Annotated in this window: 18 protein-coding genes and 1 pseudogene; all 19 read left to right on the plus strand. The window is 59.6% G+C overall.

Annotated features, from left to right (window positions below):
• Window positions 1-51: 51 nt before the first annotated feature.
• A complete protein-coding gene (locus JKL48_RS19265; RefSeq protein ID WP_201986200.1) occupies window positions 52-3,315 on the plus strand; it encodes a PD40 domain-containing protein in 3,264 nt (1,087 codons plus the stop codon).
• A 149-nt stretch (window positions 3,316-3,464) separates the two neighbouring features.
• On the plus strand, window positions 3,465-4,133 hold the full coding sequence (locus tag JKL48_RS19270; RefSeq protein ID WP_201986303.1) for a heme exporter protein CcmB: 669 nt from the start codon (window positions 3,465-3,467) through the stop codon (window positions 4,131-4,133).
• Window positions 4,134-4,229: 96 nt separating this feature from the next.
• Window positions 4,230-4,895: a cytochrome c biogenesis protein CcsA gene (ccsA, locus tag JKL48_RS19275; RefSeq protein ID WP_201986208.1), complete on the plus strand. Its 666-nt coding sequence runs from the start codon at window positions 4,230-4,232 to the stop codon at window positions 4,893-4,895.
• Window positions 4,885-5,133, plus strand: coding sequence for a CcmD family protein (locus JKL48_RS19280; protein WP_201986210.1), 249 nt, complete (start codon window positions 4,885-4,887; stop codon window positions 5,131-5,133). Before ccsA (JKL48_RS19275) ends, JKL48_RS19280 begins: the two co-directional genes overlap by 11 nt.
• A 128-nt stretch (window positions 5,134-5,261) precedes the next feature.
• Entirely contained in the window at window positions 5,262-5,690 is a 429-nt protein-coding gene (locus JKL48_RS19285; RefSeq protein WP_201986212.1) for a cytochrome c maturation protein CcmE domain-containing protein, read from the plus strand.
• A 27-nt stretch (window positions 5,691-5,717) separates the two neighbouring features.
• A complete protein-coding gene (locus JKL48_RS19290; protein WP_201986214.1) occupies window positions 5,718-6,923 on the plus strand; it encodes a hypothetical protein in 1,206 nt (401 codons plus the stop codon).
• Between the two features lie 13 nt (window positions 6,924-6,936).
• Window positions 6,937-7,362, plus strand: coding sequence for a nucleotidyltransferase substrate binding protein (locus JKL48_RS19295; RefSeq protein WP_201986216.1), 426 nt, complete (start codon window positions 6,937-6,939; stop codon window positions 7,360-7,362).
• Between the two features lie 2 nt (window positions 7,363-7,364).
• The gene (locus tag JKL48_RS19300) at window positions 7,365-7,697 is read left to right on the plus strand and encodes a nucleotidyltransferase family protein (protein WP_201986218.1); all 333 of its coding nucleotides are present in this window, start codon (window positions 7,365-7,367) and stop codon (window positions 7,695-7,697) included.
• A gap of 15 nt (window positions 7,698-7,712) precedes the next feature.
• Entirely contained in the window at window positions 7,713-10,319 is a 2,607-nt protein-coding gene (ccsA, locus tag JKL48_RS19305; RefSeq protein WP_201986227.1) for a cytochrome c biogenesis protein CcsA, read from the plus strand.
• Window positions 10,320-10,395: 76 nt separating this feature from the next.
• Window positions 10,396-11,187: a Rossmann-like and DUF2520 domain-containing protein gene (locus JKL48_RS19310; RefSeq protein WP_201986231.1), complete on the plus strand. Its 792-nt coding sequence runs from the start codon at window positions 10,396-10,398 to the stop codon at window positions 11,185-11,187.
• 69 nt (window positions 11,188-11,256) lie between these two features.
• Window positions 11,257-11,592 carry a 2Fe-2S iron-sulfur cluster-binding protein gene (locus JKL48_RS19315; protein WP_201986234.1) on the plus strand — a complete coding sequence of 112 codons (336 nt, stop codon included), beginning with the start codon at window positions 11,257-11,259 and terminating at the stop codon, window positions 11,590-11,592.
• Window positions 11,593-11,715: 123 nt separating this feature from the next.
• A complete protein-coding gene (gene iscX, locus JKL48_RS23280) occupies window positions 11,716-11,952 on the plus strand; it encodes a Fe-S cluster assembly protein IscX (RefSeq protein ID WP_317191973.1) in 237 nt (78 codons plus the stop codon).
• 149 nt (window positions 11,953-12,101) lie between these two features.
• On the plus strand, window positions 12,102-12,296 hold the full coding sequence (locus tag JKL48_RS19325; RefSeq protein ID WP_196295580.1) for a cold-shock protein: 195 nt from the start codon (window positions 12,102-12,104) through the stop codon (window positions 12,294-12,296).
• Between the two features lie 142 nt (window positions 12,297-12,438).
• On the plus strand, window positions 12,439-13,374 hold the full coding sequence (locus JKL48_RS19330) for a geranylgeranylglycerol-phosphate geranylgeranyltransferase (RefSeq protein ID WP_201986246.1): 936 nt from the start codon (window positions 12,439-12,441) through the stop codon (window positions 13,372-13,374).
• Window positions 13,375-13,487: 113 nt separating this feature from the next.
• Window positions 13,488-14,183, plus strand: coding sequence for a YjjG family noncanonical pyrimidine nucleotidase (locus tag JKL48_RS19335; RefSeq protein ID WP_201986257.1), 696 nt, complete (start codon window positions 13,488-13,490; stop codon window positions 14,181-14,183).
• Between the two features lie 137 nt (window positions 14,184-14,320).
• On the plus strand, window positions 14,321-14,908 hold the full coding sequence (locus JKL48_RS19340) for a nucleoside/nucleotide kinase family protein (RefSeq protein WP_201986259.1): 588 nt from the start codon (window positions 14,321-14,323) through the stop codon (window positions 14,906-14,908).
• A gap of 27 nt (window positions 14,909-14,935) precedes the next feature.
• Window positions 14,936-15,166 (plus strand): annotated as a pseudogene (locus JKL48_RS23805) (transposase); the annotation flags it as partial.
• A complete protein-coding gene (locus JKL48_RS19345; RefSeq protein ID WP_394368869.1) occupies window positions 15,061-15,699 on the plus strand; it encodes an IS5 family transposase in 639 nt (212 codons plus the stop codon). The pseudogene JKL48_RS23805 and the gene JKL48_RS19345, both read left to right, overlap by 106 nt.
• Before the next feature lie 150 nt (window positions 15,700-15,849).
• Window positions 15,850-16,773 (plus strand): hypothetical protein, encoded by a 924-nt coding sequence (locus JKL48_RS19350; RefSeq protein ID WP_201986263.1) that lies wholly within the window; start codon window positions 15,850-15,852, stop codon window positions 16,771-16,773.
• The last annotated feature ends 470 nt before the right edge of the window (window positions 16,774-17,243 follow it).

Consider the following 17,243-nt stretch of genomic DNA (forward strand, 5'->3'; position numbering starts at 1 on the left):
TTTTTTAATGCTCTGGCGGATTAATTTTTGTCTTTGCTCGTTGCTTCTATTATGACGATTTCACTATTCGCGAAGCGCGCCCTGGGGGCTTTGGCGCTGCTGCTGCCCTTGCTGGGGATGCCGACGGCGCAGGCCCAAACGGCGCAGGAGCCGTTTGGCCGGGTGCGCATTCAGTACAAAGATTTCCATTGGCAGCAGCTCACCACCCAGAATTTCAACGTGATGTACTACGAAGGCGGCGAGGGCAACGCCCGCCGCGCCGCCGAGTACGCCGAGAAGGAGCTTCAGCGCATCACGGCCCTGATTGGGTATTATCCCTACTCCAAAACCACGCTGCTGTTTTACAACTCGGTGGGCGACCTGCGCCAGAGCAACATTGGCCTTACGGCCACCCTGCAGCAGGTGAACGGCGGCGAAACGCCGCTGGCCCGCATGAGCAAGGTGCAAATTGCCTTCGGCGGCACCGAAACCGACTTTAAGCGCGTGCTGAGCACCCAGATTACCGAGGTGCTGCTGAACGACATGATGTACGGCGGCTCGCTGAAGGAAGTGCTGCAAAGCAGCTACCTGCTTCAGCTGCCCGATTGGTTTATCGGCGGGGTTTCGGCCTACGCGGCCGAAGGCTGGAGCGTGGACATGGACGGCTACATGCGCGACATGAGCAAGCAGTATCCCACCGGCAACCGCACGGCCCCGTTCTTCTTGCGCAACTCCACCTTGGCCGGCCAAAGCATCTGGAACTACGTGGCCGAGCGCTACGGCTACACCACCATTCAGAACATCCTGAACCTGACGCGCATCACGCGCGACGTGGAAGTGGGCATCAGCTCGTCGCTGAACGTGCCGTTTAAAGTATTCCTGAAAGACTGGCTGGCGTATTACCGCGACCTGAACGGGCAGCCCGTGGCCACGCTGGTAGAGCCCGATAAGAAATTCCGGCAAAGCGGCCGCAACCGGCATTCGGATGTGTTTTCGCAGCCCGTCGTGAGCCCGAACGGCCAGCTGGTGGCCTATGCCCAAAACGAAGGCGGCCGCTACCGCGTGATGGTGGTGGACCGCGACGGCCGCCACCGCCGCATCCTGAGCCGGGGCGGCTACAAAACCCCCGACCAGCAGGTGGAAACCCACCTGCCCGTGCTGGCATGGCGCGGCAATGCCCAAGTGGCCGTGGCCGAAATGAGCCGCGGCGAAATGGCCCTGCACCTGCGCGATGCCGACGGCCGCGGCCTGTTGCGGCGCGTGCGCGAGGCCATTCGGTTTTCGCGGCCTGAATCACTTTTTGCCGGCTACGAAAAGGTGCTGAGCATGAGTTATTCGCCCGACGGCAAGGCACTGGCCTTTAGCGCCGTGCGCAATGGGCAGAACGATATTTACTTACTACGCGCTGGCAGCCGAAAGGTGGAGCAGCTCACCAACGACTTGTTCGACGATGTGGACCCGGTATTCCTGCCGGGCGGTCAGGGGCTGGTTTTCAGCTCCAACCGCTACCTCGACTCGACGGGCCGCGCCCGCCCGGCCACCTTCCAGAACGTGGTGAACAACTACGATTTATTCCAATACCACCTCGATGGCCGCGCCATTCCGGTGGAAACGCTGGTGAGCACCATCTCGAACGAAACCCGGCCGCGGGCCATTTCCGACGACGAAATTTTGTATCTGGGCGAGGAAAGCGGGGTGCGCGCCATGTACCGGTATTCGCTGAAAACCAAGCAGAAGTCCCTGGTGAGTAACTGGCTGGCCAATACGCAGGACTTTGATTACAACCCCGTTACCTCGGCCTTGGTTTTTGTAGCGCCGGCCCAGTCGCGCGATATCCTGTATGTCTACCCGGAGTACCAGTTGCCCGGCGCGCTGCCGCTGACCAAAACCTCCCGCCAGCAAACCCTGGAAGACCGGTCGATTCCGGCCAAGGTGGTGGCACCGCCCAAGCCCAAAGCCGCGCCAGCCGTCACCATTGCCCCGGCCGCCGATTCTGCCACCACGGCCCCGGCCGCCCGCCGGGAGCGCCGCAAAGCCGGCGAAGCGGTGAATACCAGCGACTACCAGTTTGAGGAAGACGAGCCCAACCAGCCGTCCCAAACCAAGCGGCGCCGCCTCACCCCCACGGCAGCTTCGGCGGCGGCGGCTTCGGCGGCGGCGGCCCAGGCAGCCGCTCCGGCTGTCACGGGTCCCTTCCGCTACGATACCCGCTTCATGGCTGATAATGTATCGACGGCCCTGTATCTGGACCCACTGCTGGGCTTGGGCCTGCAGTTCAAGGCCTCGCTCACCGATGTGCTCGAAAACCAGCGCATCGATGCCAGCCTGTTTGGCGTGTTCGACCTGCGCACCAGCAACATCAAGGTGGCCTATACCAACCTTACCCACCGCTACGACTGGAGCATTGCCTACCAAAAGCAAGCCTACTTCTTCCCCATCAACAACGACGAGTACCGCTACGGCCGCCACGAGCTAGCCCCCACCATTGCCTATCCCTTAACCCATAACCTCAGCCTGCGCGGCGGTCCACGGTTTGTGACGCTCTCCCGCACGCGCCTGGGCACCGAATCGACCGATGAGGACGTGAGCTCCAGTTATGTGGGCTACAACGGCGAGCTGGTGTTTGATAACAGCATCAATACCGGCGTCAACATGGTAAGCGGCACGCGATTGAAAGCCAGCTTGCTGAGCCTGAAAAACGTGAACGACGGCGGGCTAAGCTTTAGCAAGTTCGTTATCGACCTGCGCCACTACCAGAAAATCAGCCGCTCCATTGTGTGGGCCAACCGGGCCAGCTACGGGCAATTTTTGGGCCGCCGCGACCAATATTTCCGCATCGGCGGCATGGACGACTGGCTGAACGCCGGCTACCAGAATGGGGGCCGCTCTACCCCGTTTGCCCCCGACCAAACGTTTTACCAGGACTTTGTCACCAACCTGCGCGGCTTCGACTACAGCGCCCGCACCGGCCCGCGCTACGTCCTGTTCAACAGCGAATTGCGCATTCCCATCGTGCAGTATTTCGCGCACCGGCCCATTTATTCCGGCTTTTTCCGCAATCTGCAGCTGACGGGCTTCGTCGATACTGGCACGGCGTATTCGGGCACCAACCCTTTTGGGACGGACAACTCCTCGAACACGGAGATTAAGCCCAGCCTGGGCAGCTATTTCTCGGCCACGGTCATCAACTTCCGCAATCCCTTCCTCATCGGCTACGGCACGGGCATTCGCACCACCTTGCTGGGTTTCTACGGCAAGATGGACGTGGCCTGGGGCCAGGAAGACTACGTGACCCACGGCCCGAAATTCTACTTCACGCTGGGCTACGACTTTTAACCACCGATTTAACGAATTAGGATGGATTTGGGGGTTCCATTTCTGCAGTTCCAAGTGGGTGGAGCTACAACGAATCCGTTGCATTCGTTTAAATCCGTTAAATCTGCGGTCTATCTTTGCGGCCCGAAACCGAACCGCCATCCGTGCCGCTGCTCCGCGAAATATCCACCCTGCTAGCCAAAGACTTTCGCTTGGAATGGCGGCAGCGGGCCGCCTTGGGCGGGCTGCTGCTTTACGTGGGCAGCACAGTGTTTGTGTGTTTTCTCAGCTTCAGCCTCCGGGGCGGCACGCCCCCGCCTCCGGCCTGGAATGCGTTGCTCTGGGTTATTCTGCTCTTTGCGGCCCTCAATGCCGTGGCCAAGGGCTTTATGCAGGAAAGCCCCGGCCAGCGGCTGTACTACTACACGCTGGTGCGGCCCCAGGCCGTCATCCTGGCCAAAATTCTTTACAACGCCTTGTTGCTGACGGCGGTAGCCCTACTGGGCTTGTTTCTCTACACCGTGTTTCTGGGCAATCCCATTCAGGACGCGCCGCTTTTTGTGGCCAACCTGCTGCTGGGCGCCGTGGGCTTTGCCACCACGCTCACGCTGGTATCGGGCATTGCGGCCAAGGCCGGCGGCAACGGCGCCACGCTTATGGCCATCCTCGGCTTCCCGCTGATGGTTCCCATGCTATTGCTGCTCATCAAGGTGAGCAAAAATGCGCTGGATGGGCTGGACCGCGGCGTGAGCCAGCAGTCGCTGCTCACGCTGCTGGCGCTGAACATGCTGGTGGGGGCGGTTTCCTATCTGCTGTTTCCGTTTTTGTGGAGGGGCTAGAAGGACAGCAGTCGGTACTGATTCAGTAGCAATGCAGCCCTTCCTATTTGCCCATCTGTTATCTGACTACTACATACTTAATACCTGATACTACTTATGAAATGGACCTGGTGGAAAGTATTGACGGTGGTGTGCCTGCTGTATTCGGCGGTGGCGGGGTTCCTGCTGCCCGTGCCGCGGCTGGCTATTGTGAATGAGAGCATTCGGAACCTGTATTTCCACGTGCCTATGTGGTTTGCCATGATGGTGATTCTGGGCACGTCGGTGTTCCGCTCGATGCAGTACTTGCGCAACCCCTCGGCGCGGCTCGACATTCTGAGCCACGAGGCGGCCAAGTCGGGAATCGTGCTAGGCCTGCTGGGCCTGGCCACTGGCAGCCTGTGGGCCAAATACACCTGGGGCGCCTGGTGGACGCCCGACCCGCGCCTGAACGCCGCCGCCGTGGCCATGCTCATCTACGGGGCTTACCTGGTGCTGCGCGGCTCGTTTCGCGATGAGCAGCAGCGGGCCCGCGTGTCGGCCATCTACAATATTTTTGCGTTTGCGGCGGCCATTCCGCTGCTTTTTATCCTGCCACGTCTGGCGGGCAACTCGCTGCACCCGGGCCAGACCGGCAACCCCGGCTTCAACAAATACGACCTTGACAGCACCATGCGCCTGGTGTTTTACCCCGCCGTCATCGGCTGGATTCTATTTTCCTTCTGGATGACCCAGGTGGGCAGCCGCTTGGCCTTTTTGCAACTGAAACTCGATGAAAAATAACCTCTTGGCCCGTTTCTTCAGCGCGCTGTGCCTGCTGCAGTTGCTGCTCTTCACCGGCACCTCGGCCTTCGCCCAGGCACCCGGAACCGAGGCCCCCGAAATGGCCGATGTGCTGCGCCAGAGCGGCAAAATCTACGTGGTGGTAGCGGCGGTGGTCATCATTGTGGCTGGCCTGCTGGTTTACCTCATCTCGCTCGACCGCAAGGTGGCCCGGCTGGAGCAGGAAATAAACAAGTAACTGGGCACCCGAGCGGGACTCCATGTGTTGGTCACGTACACTCTATATCTAAACAGCAAATAGCCCGGTAACAGCGCCATTCACAAAATCCGTGAAATCCGCTTAAATCCGTGCGAATCCGTGGTCTTATGAAGAAGTCGCACCTGTTCGTTCTGGCCATTATTGCGGTGGCCGCCGCCATCATCCTCAGCACCACTGCCGATGCCAGCGTATACGTCGGTTTCGGCGAGGCCCGCCAGCGGGCCGCCGAGGGCAACACGACCAAGGTGCATGTGGTGGGCCGACTTCCGCGCGATGCCGCCAAGCACCCCGTGGGCCTGGAGTATGACCCCATGACAGACCCCAACTACTTCGCCTTCACCCTGATTGACACCACTCACCTGGCCCAGCGCGTGGTGTATAATAACCCCAAGCCCCAAGATTTCGACGCCTCCGAGCAAGTCGTCATCACCGGCTGCATGAAGGGCGACGTATTTATGGCCGACAACATCCTGCTGAAGTGCCCCAGCAAGTACGTGAAGAAGGATTTGAAGGGCGCGACGACTTCGGTCAACTAAGCAGCATTGATAGTCATTCCGACGGTCATGCTGAGCTTGTCGAAGCAGCTCTACCGCGCAAGTAAATCAATTACTGTTGCGGTAGAGCTGCTTCGACAAGCTCAGCATGATGTTCTTTTTTTCTTCATTTGCGGCCTGCTGCTGCTCCTCTTCGTCACTTTAGCCTCTACCGCCACCGCCCAGGTTGCCAACGATAACATCGAAAACCGGCGCCGGCTGCTCCTCGAAGAAACCATTACCAGCACCTCTACCGGCTGCACCGTGCAGCGCAGCTGCGTGGATGAGCGCCTGACCGGCAAGTGCATCGAGTACCACAACGACCAGTGGTTTGAGTTTACGCCGAAGGCGGCCGGACGGTATTACGTCAATATTGGCGGGCAGAAATGCCGGGATGTGCGTGGGGTGCAGCTGGTCGTGCTCACCGGGCAGCCCTGCCAGCCGGCCACCTACCGGGTGCTCAGCTGCACCTCGCTCGGCACCCAGGACGACGTATTTGTGACGCTGGATTCGCTGCGCGCCGGCCAGCCTTACCTGCTGGATGTGGATGGGTACTTGAAAGACTACTGTCAGTTCACGCTGCAGGTGAGCCAGACGGCCGCGGGCATGCCCGTCAGCTATTTTCCGCCCAGCCCTACCCGGCTGCTGCCCACCGCCAGCCGCGTGGTGGAGCTGAGCTGGACTTTGCCCGACTCGTTGGCCCGCATCCCGGATTTCCGGGTGATGCGGCGCGAAATCCACCAGTACCGCAGCACCGAGGTGCGCCGCGTGCCCGTGCGCCGCGACACCTACGGCCGCGCCGAAACCAGCTACGCCGTGGCTGATACCTTGCCCGGCCCCGGCATCTACGACTACCAGGTGGTGACTTCCCGCGCCGAAAATGGCCCGGCCGCCGCCCGATTGCGCCAGTGGTGGTACGCCTACGGCACGGCCGCTACCATGCCGCTGCCCGGTACCACGCCGGCCCGCGACGTGGTGGAGTTGCCACTGCGCAAGTACCCAGCCAGGGCCCGGCTATCCGTTGTGGTGACGGACCCGGCCAGCGGGCGGGTGCTGCTGGCCCAGCAGCTCATCAACCAGCCTGGTAACCTGCGCCAGGGCCAACTGCCCATTCGCCGGTGGCAGGAAGCGGGTTTGGAAAAAATCAGCGTCGAAATCACCTGTCATCCCGTGCGGGGCGACTTTTTCACCGACCGGTTGTTACTGAACCTCCCGCCTCCGGCGGCGCGGCCTTAAATTTGCCTTTCCGATGCGAACCCTCGACTCTTCCATGCTATTGCGCTGCTCCCAGGCCCTCGACCAGGCGCTAATGTTGTTGCAGCAGAGCGCGCCCGGCTCGGTGCTGTATGAATTGTATCGCTCGGCCTGCGTGAAAGAGTTTGAAGTCATCATCGAACTGGCGGGCAAGTTGCTGAAGAAGGCCTTGCGCCCCTATTATGCCTCGCACCGCCAGGCTGAGGCGCTGGTGTACAAAGATATTTTTCGCGCCGCGGCGCAATACGGTCTCCTCTCGACGCTAGACGCGGAGCGGTGGCTTACTTACCGCGACAGCCGCAATAGTACCGCCCACGAATACGGGGCCGGCTTCGCGGAGGCCGCCGTTACCTTTCTTCCTCGTTTCGTGACCGATGCCACCGCGCTGGCGCAACTGTTACACGGCAAACCCATCGATTAACCATGCTCGACCTCAACCCGCGTTACGTTGCTATGCTGCACGACCTCATCGCCCGGCACCTGCCCGCCGAGGTGGCCGTGTGGGCCTACGGCAGCCGCGTGAACGGCAACCACCACGAAGGCAGCGACCTCGACTTGGTGTTGCGTACGCCCGGCCTGCAAGCGTTGCCAGCCGGCGTCATCAGCCGTTTCCGCGAAGCCCTGACCGATAGCAACCTCCCGATTTTTGTGGATACCCACGACTGGGCCACGCTGCCCGAGTCGTTTCATCCCCGCATTTTAGCCCGCTATGAAGTGGTGCGCCCCGGCGCGCCCGCACCAGCGGTACCCGCCTGATTTTACTTGTTGCTTATGAACTTATTAGTAGGACAAATCGGCCACCTGAGCGTCATCATCGCGTTTGCGGCGGCGCTGGTGGCGGCGTATAGCTATTTTCAGGCCTCGCGGGGCCGGGCGCTGGGCGAGGAAGACCCAAGCTGGCTGCGGCTGGCGCGGGGCGCGTTTTTTGTGCACGGCGCGGCCATCATCTCGGTGATTGTGTGCCTGTTCAACATCATTCACGCGCACCGCTATGAGTACTACTACGCCTGGAGCCACAGCTCCAATCACCTGCCGGTGCAGTACATGATTTCCTGTTTCTGGGAAGGCCAGGAGGGCTCGTTCCTGCTCTGGATTTTCTGGCAGGTGGTGCTGGGCTTCTGCATCATGCGCTTCAACCGCAAGTGGGAAGCGCCGGTGATGGCTGTGTTCAGCGGCGTGCAGGTGTTTCTGGTGAGCATGATTGTGGGCGTGGTACTGGGCGGGGTCAAGATTGGCTCCTCCCCTTTTATTCTACTCCGCGAGTTCCTCACCGACCTGCCGGTGTGGAAGATGAACCCCAATTTCGTGCCCAAAGACGGCACCGGCCTCAACGCCCTGCTCCAAAACTACTGGATGGTGATTCACCCGCCCACGCTGTTCCTGGGCTTCGCGCTCACGCTGGTGCCGTTTGCTTTCGCCATTGCCGCGCTCTGGAAGCGCGAGCTCACGGCTTGGGTGAAGCCGGCTCTGCCTTGGACGCTCGTCGGCGGCGGTGTGCTGGGCGTGGGCGTGGTGATGGGCGCCTACTGGGCTTACGAAACCCTGAACTTCGGCGGCTACTGGAACTGGGACCCGGTCGAAAACGCCGTGTACATTCCCTGGCTGGTGCTGGTGGCCTCGCTGCACGGCATGGTGCTGTGGCAGAAGCGCCGCACCGGCCTGCGCACGGCGTTTGCGCTGGTGGTGGCCACGTTTGTGCTCATTCTCTACGCCACCTTCCTCACCCGCAGCGGGGTGCTGGGCAACGCCTCGGTGCACTCGTTTACGGATTTGGGCCTGTCGGGCCAGCTGTTTATCTACCTGGCGGCCTTCACGGTACTGGCGGTGGCGCTGCTGGTTTCCCGCTGGAAAGAAATTCCCATCTCGCCCAAAGAGCTGAATGCCTATAACCCCGAGCTGTGGGTGTTTGTGGGCGCCACGGTGCTGTGCCTGGGCGCGTTCCAAGTGCTGTTCACGACCAGTATTCCGGTCTATAATTCGTTCATGGGCCTGCTTGGCATCAAAACCAACGTGGCTCTGCCCGCCGACCAGATTGCCCACTACTCCAAAATGCAGCTCTGGATGGGCGTGGGCGTGGCCTTGCTTTCGGGCGTGGCCCAGATTATGTGGTGGCAGCGCAACAACGCCGAAACCCTCGTGAACTCCCTCACGGCGCCCACGCTGCTGGCCCTGCTGGGCACGGCGCTGGTGGTGCTGCTGGTGCGCTACAACGGCCTCACCATCTCGCCGGCCTACGTGGTGCTCACACTGGCGGGCCTGTTTGGGGTGCTGGCCAACTTCGGCACCATTTTCAACCTGCTGCGGCGCGGAGTGCGGCTCTCGGGCGGCGCGGTGGCCCACCTGGGCATTGCCCTGATGCTGCTGGGCATTCTGGCCTCGGCCGGGTACTCGAATATTATTTCGCGTAACGTATCGGGCCTGCTCTACTCGCGCGATTTTGACGAGGACCTGAACCGCGACAACGTGCTGCTGTGGCGCAACGAAAGCGCCCCCATGCACGGCTATCAGCTCACCTACACCGGCCAGTATTTTGAGGTGCCCGGCGTGCCCGGCTACGTCGATAAGCAGTTCCTGTTCCGCACCGACGACGAGTACAAGGCCGTGGCCCGCGCCCCCATCGCCGTGGAGGGCAAAACCTACTACAAGACCGGCGACACGGTAAACATTCTGCCCGAAAACACCTACTACCGCATCAATTACAAGGACCAGAAATCGGGCGAGCAGTTCACGCTCTACCCCCGTGCCCAGATTAACGATGAGATGGGCGGCGGCGGACTGCTGGCCTCGCCGGCCATCAAGAAATTCTGGGGCCACGACATCTACACGCACATCAGCTCGGTGCTCGACCCGCGTAAGGACAAGCCTTGGAGCGAGGCGAAGGAATCGGTGCTGAGCGTGGGCGACACCATCTTCCTCAACGACTACTTCGCCGTGTTCCGGGCCGTGGAAGCGGCCCACGAAACGGCCGGCCTCAACCTGCAGAAAGGCGACCTCGCCCTGCAGGCCGATATGATTGTGTACGGCGAGAAGCGCCAGTACCACGTGCACCCCGTGTTTGTGGTGCGCAACCGCATGGTGGGCCGCGTGCCCGACGAGGTGGAAGACCTCGGCGTACGCATCACCTTCAATGCCGTGGACCCCGCCACCGGCAAGTTCACCTTCGGCGTGAGCACCACGCAGAAGGACTACGTCATTCTGAAAGCCATGGAAAAGCCCTTCATCAACCTGCTCTGGAGCGGCACCCTGCTCATGGCCCTCGGCTTCGGCCTGAGCGTGCGTCAGCGCGGCGGCAAAGGCGTACTGGCCGAAACCACCCCCGAACCGGAAGCTTCGGAAGAGGCAAACAGCCGCACCGCCCGGCCCCAGCCGGTGGGCTAGCACTTAAACCATATATCGTCGCAAAGGCCGTCTCAACTGCTTGAGACGGCCTTTTTTGGCTAAAGCTACCTTGTTCATGCTTCCACATTCCGCCTCGTTGCACATTGGTTTGCTCGGCGCCGGCCGCGTCGCCAGCCTGTTGGGGCCCGCTCTGGTAAAAGCGGGTCATCGGGTTGTATTTGTCTGGAGCAGGACGACTGCCGCTGCCGCAGCACTCGCTGCGCAGCTACCCGGCGCACAGGCAATCACAGTGCTCACCGCGCCGCTGCCAGCCGCTGACATCTACCTGCTGGCCGTGCCCGACTCAGCGGTGGCGCCTCTGCTGGCCGCCACCAACTGGCCCCCAAGCGCACTGGTGGCCCACTTGGCCGGAGCATTGCCGCTGTCCGTATTCAACGGCCGGCCGACGGTGCGCGGCGGTGTGTTCTATCCCTTGCAAACTTTCAGTCCGGGCCGGGCCATCGACTGGCGCACCGTGCCGCTGTGCATTGAGGCCAGCGACCTGGCTGCCGAAACCACTTTGCTCAACTTGGCCGCCAGCCTCAGCCAACACGTGTTGCGGCTCGATTCGGCCCAGCGCCTGAAGCTGCACGTGGCGGCCGTGTTTGCCAACAATTTCACCAATCATCTGTTGGGCATTGCCAACGCCCTACTGGCCGAAGCCGGCTTGCCCGCCGCGCTGCTGGCCCCGCTGGTGCGCGAAACGGTGGATAAAGCCCTGGCCAATCCCCCGTTCAGCGTGCAAACCGGGCCCGCTGTGCGGCGCGATGCCCCCACTTTGGTTGCCCACGAGGCGGCGCTGGCGGAGCATCCGGCCTGGCAGGCGCTGTATGCGCAGCTCACGGCCAGCATTCAGGCGCAGCTTTGATGCCGGGCGCGGGGGGAGTACCTTTGCGGCTTCAAAAGCTGTGTTTTTTCGACTTATAAGTTCCTCGTTTTGTCTGTTCCTGCCACCACCATCACCTTCCAGTTCAGCGACGGCCAGCCGGCCCAAACCCACGTGGCGGCCTCCGGCGAATCGGTGCTCGACGTGGCCCTGAACAACGGCATCCAGCTGCAGCACAACTGCGGCGGCGTGTGCGGCTGCAGCACCTGCCACATTTACATCAACGCCGGCGGCGACGACCTGCCCGAGATTTCCGACAAGGAAGAAGACTTCATCGACCGCGCCGAAAACCCGCGCATCAACTCCCGCCTGGCCTGCCAGTGCGTGGTAGAGGCCGATATGCAACTTGTGGTCACCATTCCGCCCCAGCACTTCCTGGGCCACTAGTTTTTTATTTAAATGTGAAAACAGGATTGGTGTGGAGAGGTGAAAATGCCTTCTGAAGCGCACCATTTCTACAAGCTAACACCGCCCCATTTTCACATCAATTCACATTTTCATATTTCACCCGTGAACCACTTTGAGCCGCCCATGCACTGGGCCGACCACGAGGACATTGCCATGGCGCTCTACGAGAAGTTTGGCGACGACTTCACCGAAGCCAAAATCTACCGCATTCGCTTCACCGACCTCATTGAGTGGGTGCTGAGCCTCGACAATTTCGACGGCACCCGCGAGCAGGCCACCGAAGGCCACCTGGAGCAGATTCAGGCCAAGTGGGTGTACGAGTGGCGCGATAACCAATAGATGGACCGCGGTGGACGCCGCCGGCGGCCAACCCCGCGCCGCTTTCCCGCGTAAGCTGCCCTGAAGTGGACGTTCTAAATGCCATTTCAGGCATTGCCGCAGCCTTTACCCGGGCAGTTTATCCACCTTTCCATTTTTAGTTTTTTTGCATGAAAACCGGCATCATTAAATTTTTCAACGAAGCCAAGGGCTATGGCTTCGTGACCGACGACCAAACGAAAGAAGACTTTTTCGTCCACGTAACGGGCCTGAACGGCGCCACGGTGCAACAAAACGACCGGGTAGAGTTTGAAACGCAGGAAGGCCGCAAGGGCATCAATGCCGTGAACGTCCGCAAAATCTGAGCTAGACCAACAAACGCCGGCGGGACTTCCCGCCCCAAAAGCTTCTCCCGCCACGGAGAGGCTTTTTTGTTGCCCCACAGCTAGGGCCGAATGACGCCGGCCCGCCGGTTTCACCGACCTTTGCAGGCAACTGCCCCGCTCCATGAACCCGCACCCGCCCAAGCTGCCCGCCGCTGCCGTGCCCCCGCCCCCGGCGGAGCGGCTGCGCACGGCCCTGCCCACGCTGGTGCGCTGGCCCAACCTGCTCATCATGCTCTTGTGCATGGCCTTGGTACGGGCCGGCCTGTTGCTGCCCGATGCGCCGCTGCGCGAGTCGCTGCTGGACCTGCGCTTCGGGGCGCTGGTGCTGGCGGCGCTGCTGGTGGCGGCGGCCGGCTACATCATCAACGACTATTACGACGTGAAGATTGACGCCATCAACCGGCCCGACCGGCTGGTGGTAGGGCGCGTGGTGAACCGACGCAAGGCCATGCTGGCCCACATGCTGCTCAGCGGGGCGGGCGTGCTGCTGGCGGGTTGGCTGCACCCGGTGCTGGGCGCCGTCACGCTGGGCACGGCGCTGTTGCTGTGGGGCTATTCGGCGCGCTTCAAGCGGGTAGCGCTGGTGGGCAATGCCAGCATTGCCACGCTCACAGCGGCGCTGGTCCTGCTGCCCGAGTTGCAATTGCAGCTGGCCCGCAACGACAGCAACAGCGTGGTATGGCCCTATGCACTGGCGGCTTTCCTGCTCACGATGGTGCGCGAGATTGTGAAGGACGTGGAAGACATGCGCGGCGACGCCCAGCACGGCTGCCGCACGCTGCCGCTGGTGTGGGGCGTGGCCCGCACCAAATGGGTGACGGGCTTTTTCCTGGCCTGCTTGGCCTTCCTTACGGCGGGCGCCACGGCGCGCTTGTTTGTGAGCGGGCACTGGCCGCTGGGTACCTGGCTGGTGTTGTTGGTGTTGCTGCCCATGGCCCAGTTGGTGCGCCTGCTCATTCGTGCCGACCGGCGGCGGCATTTCCACTCCCTCAGCACGCTGTGCAAGGGCATCATGCTGGCGGGCGTGCTGAGCATGGCGCTGGCGGGCAGGTTGTAATGTTTTTTGGTTGTTTGATTGAAAAGCACGTCATGTCTCGGCTGCGCTTGACATGACGTCCTGATTCTATCCGACCATTCCTTTGTATTCACTGCATAACCACTAACTGTTCATTGAAAACCTACCGTCACCTCTTTTTCGACCTCGACCATACGTTGTGGGACTTCGAGAAAAACGCCAACGAAACGCTGCACACCCTGTACGAACGCCACGATTTTGCACGGTTTGGCACCTTCACGGTGGACCAGTTCATTCAGGTGTACAGCGATATCAACCATGCCCTGTGGCGCATGTACCAAAGTGGCAAAATATCGCAACGGCAGCTGCGCGACGTGCGTTTCGCCCGTACACTCGCCAAATTGGGCGTGACGGAAGACGACACCCCGCCCAACATCTCGGCGGAGTTTACCGATATTCTGCCGCAGAAGTCGGCTGTCTTTCCCTTCACGCACGAGGTGCTCGACTACCTGAAGCCGAAGTATCGCATGCACCTCATCACCAATGGGTTCAATGACATTCAGGAAATCAAGCTGGCCTCCTCAAATTTGACGCACTACTTCGAATCCATCATCACCTCGGAGCACAGCGGCCACCTCAAGCCCGACCCACGCATGTTTCAGCACGCGCTGGCGCACACCGGCGCCACGGCCACCGAAAGCCTGATGATTGGCGACAACCTGGAATGCGACGTACTGGGTGCCTTCAACGCCGGTATCGACCAGGTGTACTTCAACCCCGAAAAGCGCCGCCACTTCGCTCAAACCACGCACGAAATCAGCTGCCTGAGTGAACTAAAGACGTTTTTATAATACGGCAAAGGGTTAATTAGAACGAAAAAGGAACGTCATGCAGAGCGTAGCGAAGCATCTTGCCCGCAATAAGTAATCCAAACAAAAAGGGTTAGTGGTGGCGGGCAAGATGCTTCGCTGCGCTCTGCATGACGTTCATGAAACCTCTCAACATGGTACACCTCATTGGTCTGTCCGGCCGCCGGGGCAGCGGCAAAGACACTGTGGCCCGCATCCTGCAACAGCTGCAGCCCGAGCACAACTGGCAAATCCGCTCGTTTGGCGACTCCATTAAGTCGGTCTGCGCCGCGCTTACGGGTGAAAGCGTGGCCCCCTACTACACCCAAACCGGCAAGGCCGAGCTGGTGCCCACTTTCCGACGCACGCGCGGCGAAATGCTTCAGCAAGTGGGCAGCGCCCTGCGCGCCTGGGAGCCGCTGGTCTGGGTCGACGCCTTCTTCGCCGGCCTGCCAACCGATGCCTTCGTGCTGGTGCCTGACGTGCGCTTCGCCAACGAGGCCGACCCCATCCGGGCCCGCGGCGGCCTGATGCTGCGCGTAGAAGGCGACCCGCTGCAGCAGCGCGGCGACGGCACCCGTGACGACAACCACCCCAGCGAAACAGCCATGGACGACTACCCGCACTTCGACTTCACGCTGCACAACACCGGCTCCCGTGAAGACCTGACGCGGCAGGTGCGGGAGCTGCTGGGGCAGCAGCGCTATTTATCCAGCGGCCTAATCTAGGGCATACGGACAATTATCTTTGCGGGTATGGGACTTGACGGAGACGAACTGAGCGAGGCCGCGTGGGAAAAACTCTCCCCGCAGCTAGCGGGTAAATTGGGCGATGTGGGCCGCACGGCCGCCGATAACCGGCTGTTTTTGAATGCCGTGCTGTGGGTAATGCGCCACGGCGGCACCTGGCGGGTGCTACCCGAACGCTTCGGCAAGCACGACACCGTGCGCAAGCGGGCTTTGCGCTGGGCGCAGAAGGGCACCTGGCAGCGCCTGTTTGCGGCGGTGCGCCTGCCCGAAGTGGAAGCCGTGCTGCTCGATTCCACTATTGTGCGGGCGCATCAGCGGGCCAGCGGACAGGTAAAAAAAAGCGCGTCGGCGACGAGGCGCTCGGGCGCAGCCGCGGCGGGCTAACAACCAAGCTGCACGCGGCCGTGGACGAGGCCGGGCGGCCCCACGCCCTGCTGCTGGGGCCGGGTCAGCAAGCCGACTGCACCCGCGCGCTGGAGTTGCTCGACGCCGTGGGGCCGGTGCGTTACGTGCTGGCAGACAAGGGGTATGACACCAACGCCATCGTCGAGGCCGTCGAAAAAATCGGGGCTGAAGGGGTGATTCCAAGCAAGAAAAACCGCACGTTTTGTCGCCTGATTGACCGGGTACGCTACCGGCGGCGCAACCGGGTGGAGCGCTTCTTCAACCGCCTCAAAGACTTTCGCCGCCTGGCCACCCGCTACGAAAAAACAGCCATCAGCTTCCTCGGGTTTTGCTTTTTCTTCGCCGCCCTTTGCTGGTGCCACTAATTGTCCGTATACCCTAACAGCGTGCAGGCCTCGGCTTGCTAATAATATACTCATCATAATTTTAAAGGTTTATCAAGTTAAATCAGGTAAGTTGGGTCACTTATTATCAATCTACCTTTGCACCAATGAACTTTAACTTGAAGCAAGAAAATGGATTCAGTAACGGAAACCAAAAAAATCACCATTGTCTACCTGGCTTATAACCTAGAAACAATTAAGTATCAAGCCATTATTTCTATATTCTCGCTTTATCACCATATAAGCAAGGATAATGGCGACTTTTTATTTGTAATTTATACCGATAGTAATACTGGCTTATTTGACAAATACCTGAAGGGACTTCCGGTGAAACTGGAAGTTTTATCCAAAGAACAGGCAAGCACTTTCCTTGGCCCCAGCAACTATATATTTCGGTTGAAGCCCAGCATCATTCGCGACTGTTTCACAAAATACAAGCGAAATATCCTTTATATGGATACTGATACTTTCTTTCTGCGTAACCCAATCGAAATGCTGTCTGGCATTTCCAAGGGTCATACCATCATGAATGTGAAAGAATACGACTTTATTGATGGCGGCATGGGAGAATACTTGCACTGGTTCCATTTGCGACAAGCTCTCAAACGTTATAAATACACCGTACACGGCCAGGAAATCGCGATTCCGCTATCAACTATGATGTGGAACGCCGGGATTATCGGCATTAGCTATAGCGACGCTTCCCTTATCGACGACGTCATCCAGCTCATCGATGAGATGTACGGCCGAGCAAAAACGTTCATTGTAGAACAATTTGTAGCGTCTTATATACTTCAAACAAATACGGAACTTCGTTCTTCGGAAGACTATATTCAACATTATTGGTCAAAAGATATTAAAAACACTTTTAACTTAAGAATTCCGACTTTTTTGAAGGAAAATGAGGGGAAATCAGGACAAGAATTATTTGATTCGGCTTTCATTTTCGCGACACAAGCCAGCAGCATTCGGACCCCTATCCAAACACCGGTTACTACCCGGATTGCCGACCGCATTAAGCTAATTTTTAAAGTTGCTCGCAAAGGCTATATATAAGCCCAGCTCACCCAAGTGACGACGCAGTAGCGGCCAGTTTGTAGTAGCATACTATGGCCGAGAGAAAGCCGCGTAGTGGTAACAGAATCAGTGGTAAGTTTATCTGCACAATGCGGCTTTATACCGCCTGAGCCTATACCACAGGCCTCTACTGTGCTGCACCCACTGCGCACCTTAGAGCAGTTTTCGGGTTGGTGTACGGATGTAGAGACGCACTATTTTGCGTCTCGTCGTTGAACGGAATCGTGCAACGTTACTCCCGCGAGCTGTTCAACGACGAGACGCAAAATAGTGCGTCTCTACCTCGTTCATACGACCATACACTGACCTGAAAACCGCTCTAAGTGAGTTTATTGACGCAGCAAAATGCCCTGTCCGATGATGGAACCGAAATTCAGACTCTTTTCAGCGCATTCAAAAAGTATATAGGCTTTGGTGAAGCGCCCGAACAGATTTGATGCCGTTGCTGC

This window comes from Hymenobacter rubidus (genome assembly GCF_016734815.1).
Classification (GTDB): domain Bacteria; phylum Bacteroidota; class Bacteroidia; order Cytophagales; family Hymenobacteraceae; genus Hymenobacter; species Hymenobacter rubidus.

Bases quoted from the DNA above. Each gene is read 5' to 3' on its own strand.
- JKL48_RS19280 (WP_201986210.1), top strand. From the start codon at position 4,885: ATGAAAAATAACCTCTTGGCCCGTTTCTTCAGCGCGCTGTGCCTGCTG.
- JKL48_RS19330 (WP_201986246.1), top strand. From the start codon at position 12,439: ATGAACCCGCACCCGCCCAAGCTGCCCGCCGCTGCCGTGCCCCCGCCC.
- ccsA (WP_201986208.1), top strand. From the start codon at position 4,230: ATGAAATGGACCTGGTGGAAAGTATTGACGGTGGTGTGCCTGCTGTAT.
- JKL48_RS19265 (WP_201986200.1), top strand. From the start codon at position 52: ATGACGATTTCACTATTCGCGAAGCGCGCCCTGGGGGCTTTGGCGCTG.
- JKL48_RS19295 (WP_201986216.1), top strand. From the start codon at position 6,937: ATGCGAACCCTCGACTCTTCCATGCTATTGCGCTGCTCCCAGGCCCTC.
- JKL48_RS19325 (WP_196295580.1), top strand. From the start codon at position 12,102: ATGAAAACCGGCATCATTAAATTTTTCAACGAAGCCAAGGGCTATGGC.
- ccsA (WP_201986227.1), top strand. From the start codon at position 7,713: ATGAACTTATTAGTAGGACAAATCGGCCACCTGAGCGTCATCATCGCG.
- JKL48_RS19300 (WP_201986218.1), top strand. From the start codon at position 7,365: ATGCTCGACCTCAACCCGCGTTACGTTGCTATGCTGCACGACCTCATC.
- JKL48_RS19285 (WP_201986212.1), top strand. From the start codon at position 5,262: ATGAAGAAGTCGCACCTGTTCGTTCTGGCCATTATTGCGGTGGCCGCC.
- JKL48_RS19350 (WP_201986263.1), top strand. From the start codon at position 15,850: ATGGATTCAGTAACGGAAACCAAAAAAATCACCATTGTCTACCTGGCT.
- JKL48_RS19290 (WP_201986214.1), top strand. From the start codon at position 5,718: ATGCTGAGCTTGTCGAAGCAGCTCTACCGCGCAAGTAAATCAATTACT.
- JKL48_RS19310 (WP_201986231.1), top strand. From the start codon at position 10,396: ATGCTTCCACATTCCGCCTCGTTGCACATTGGTTTGCTCGGCGCCGGC.
- JKL48_RS19340 (WP_201986259.1), top strand. From the start codon at position 14,321: ATGAAACCTCTCAACATGGTACACCTCATTGGTCTGTCCGGCCGCCGG.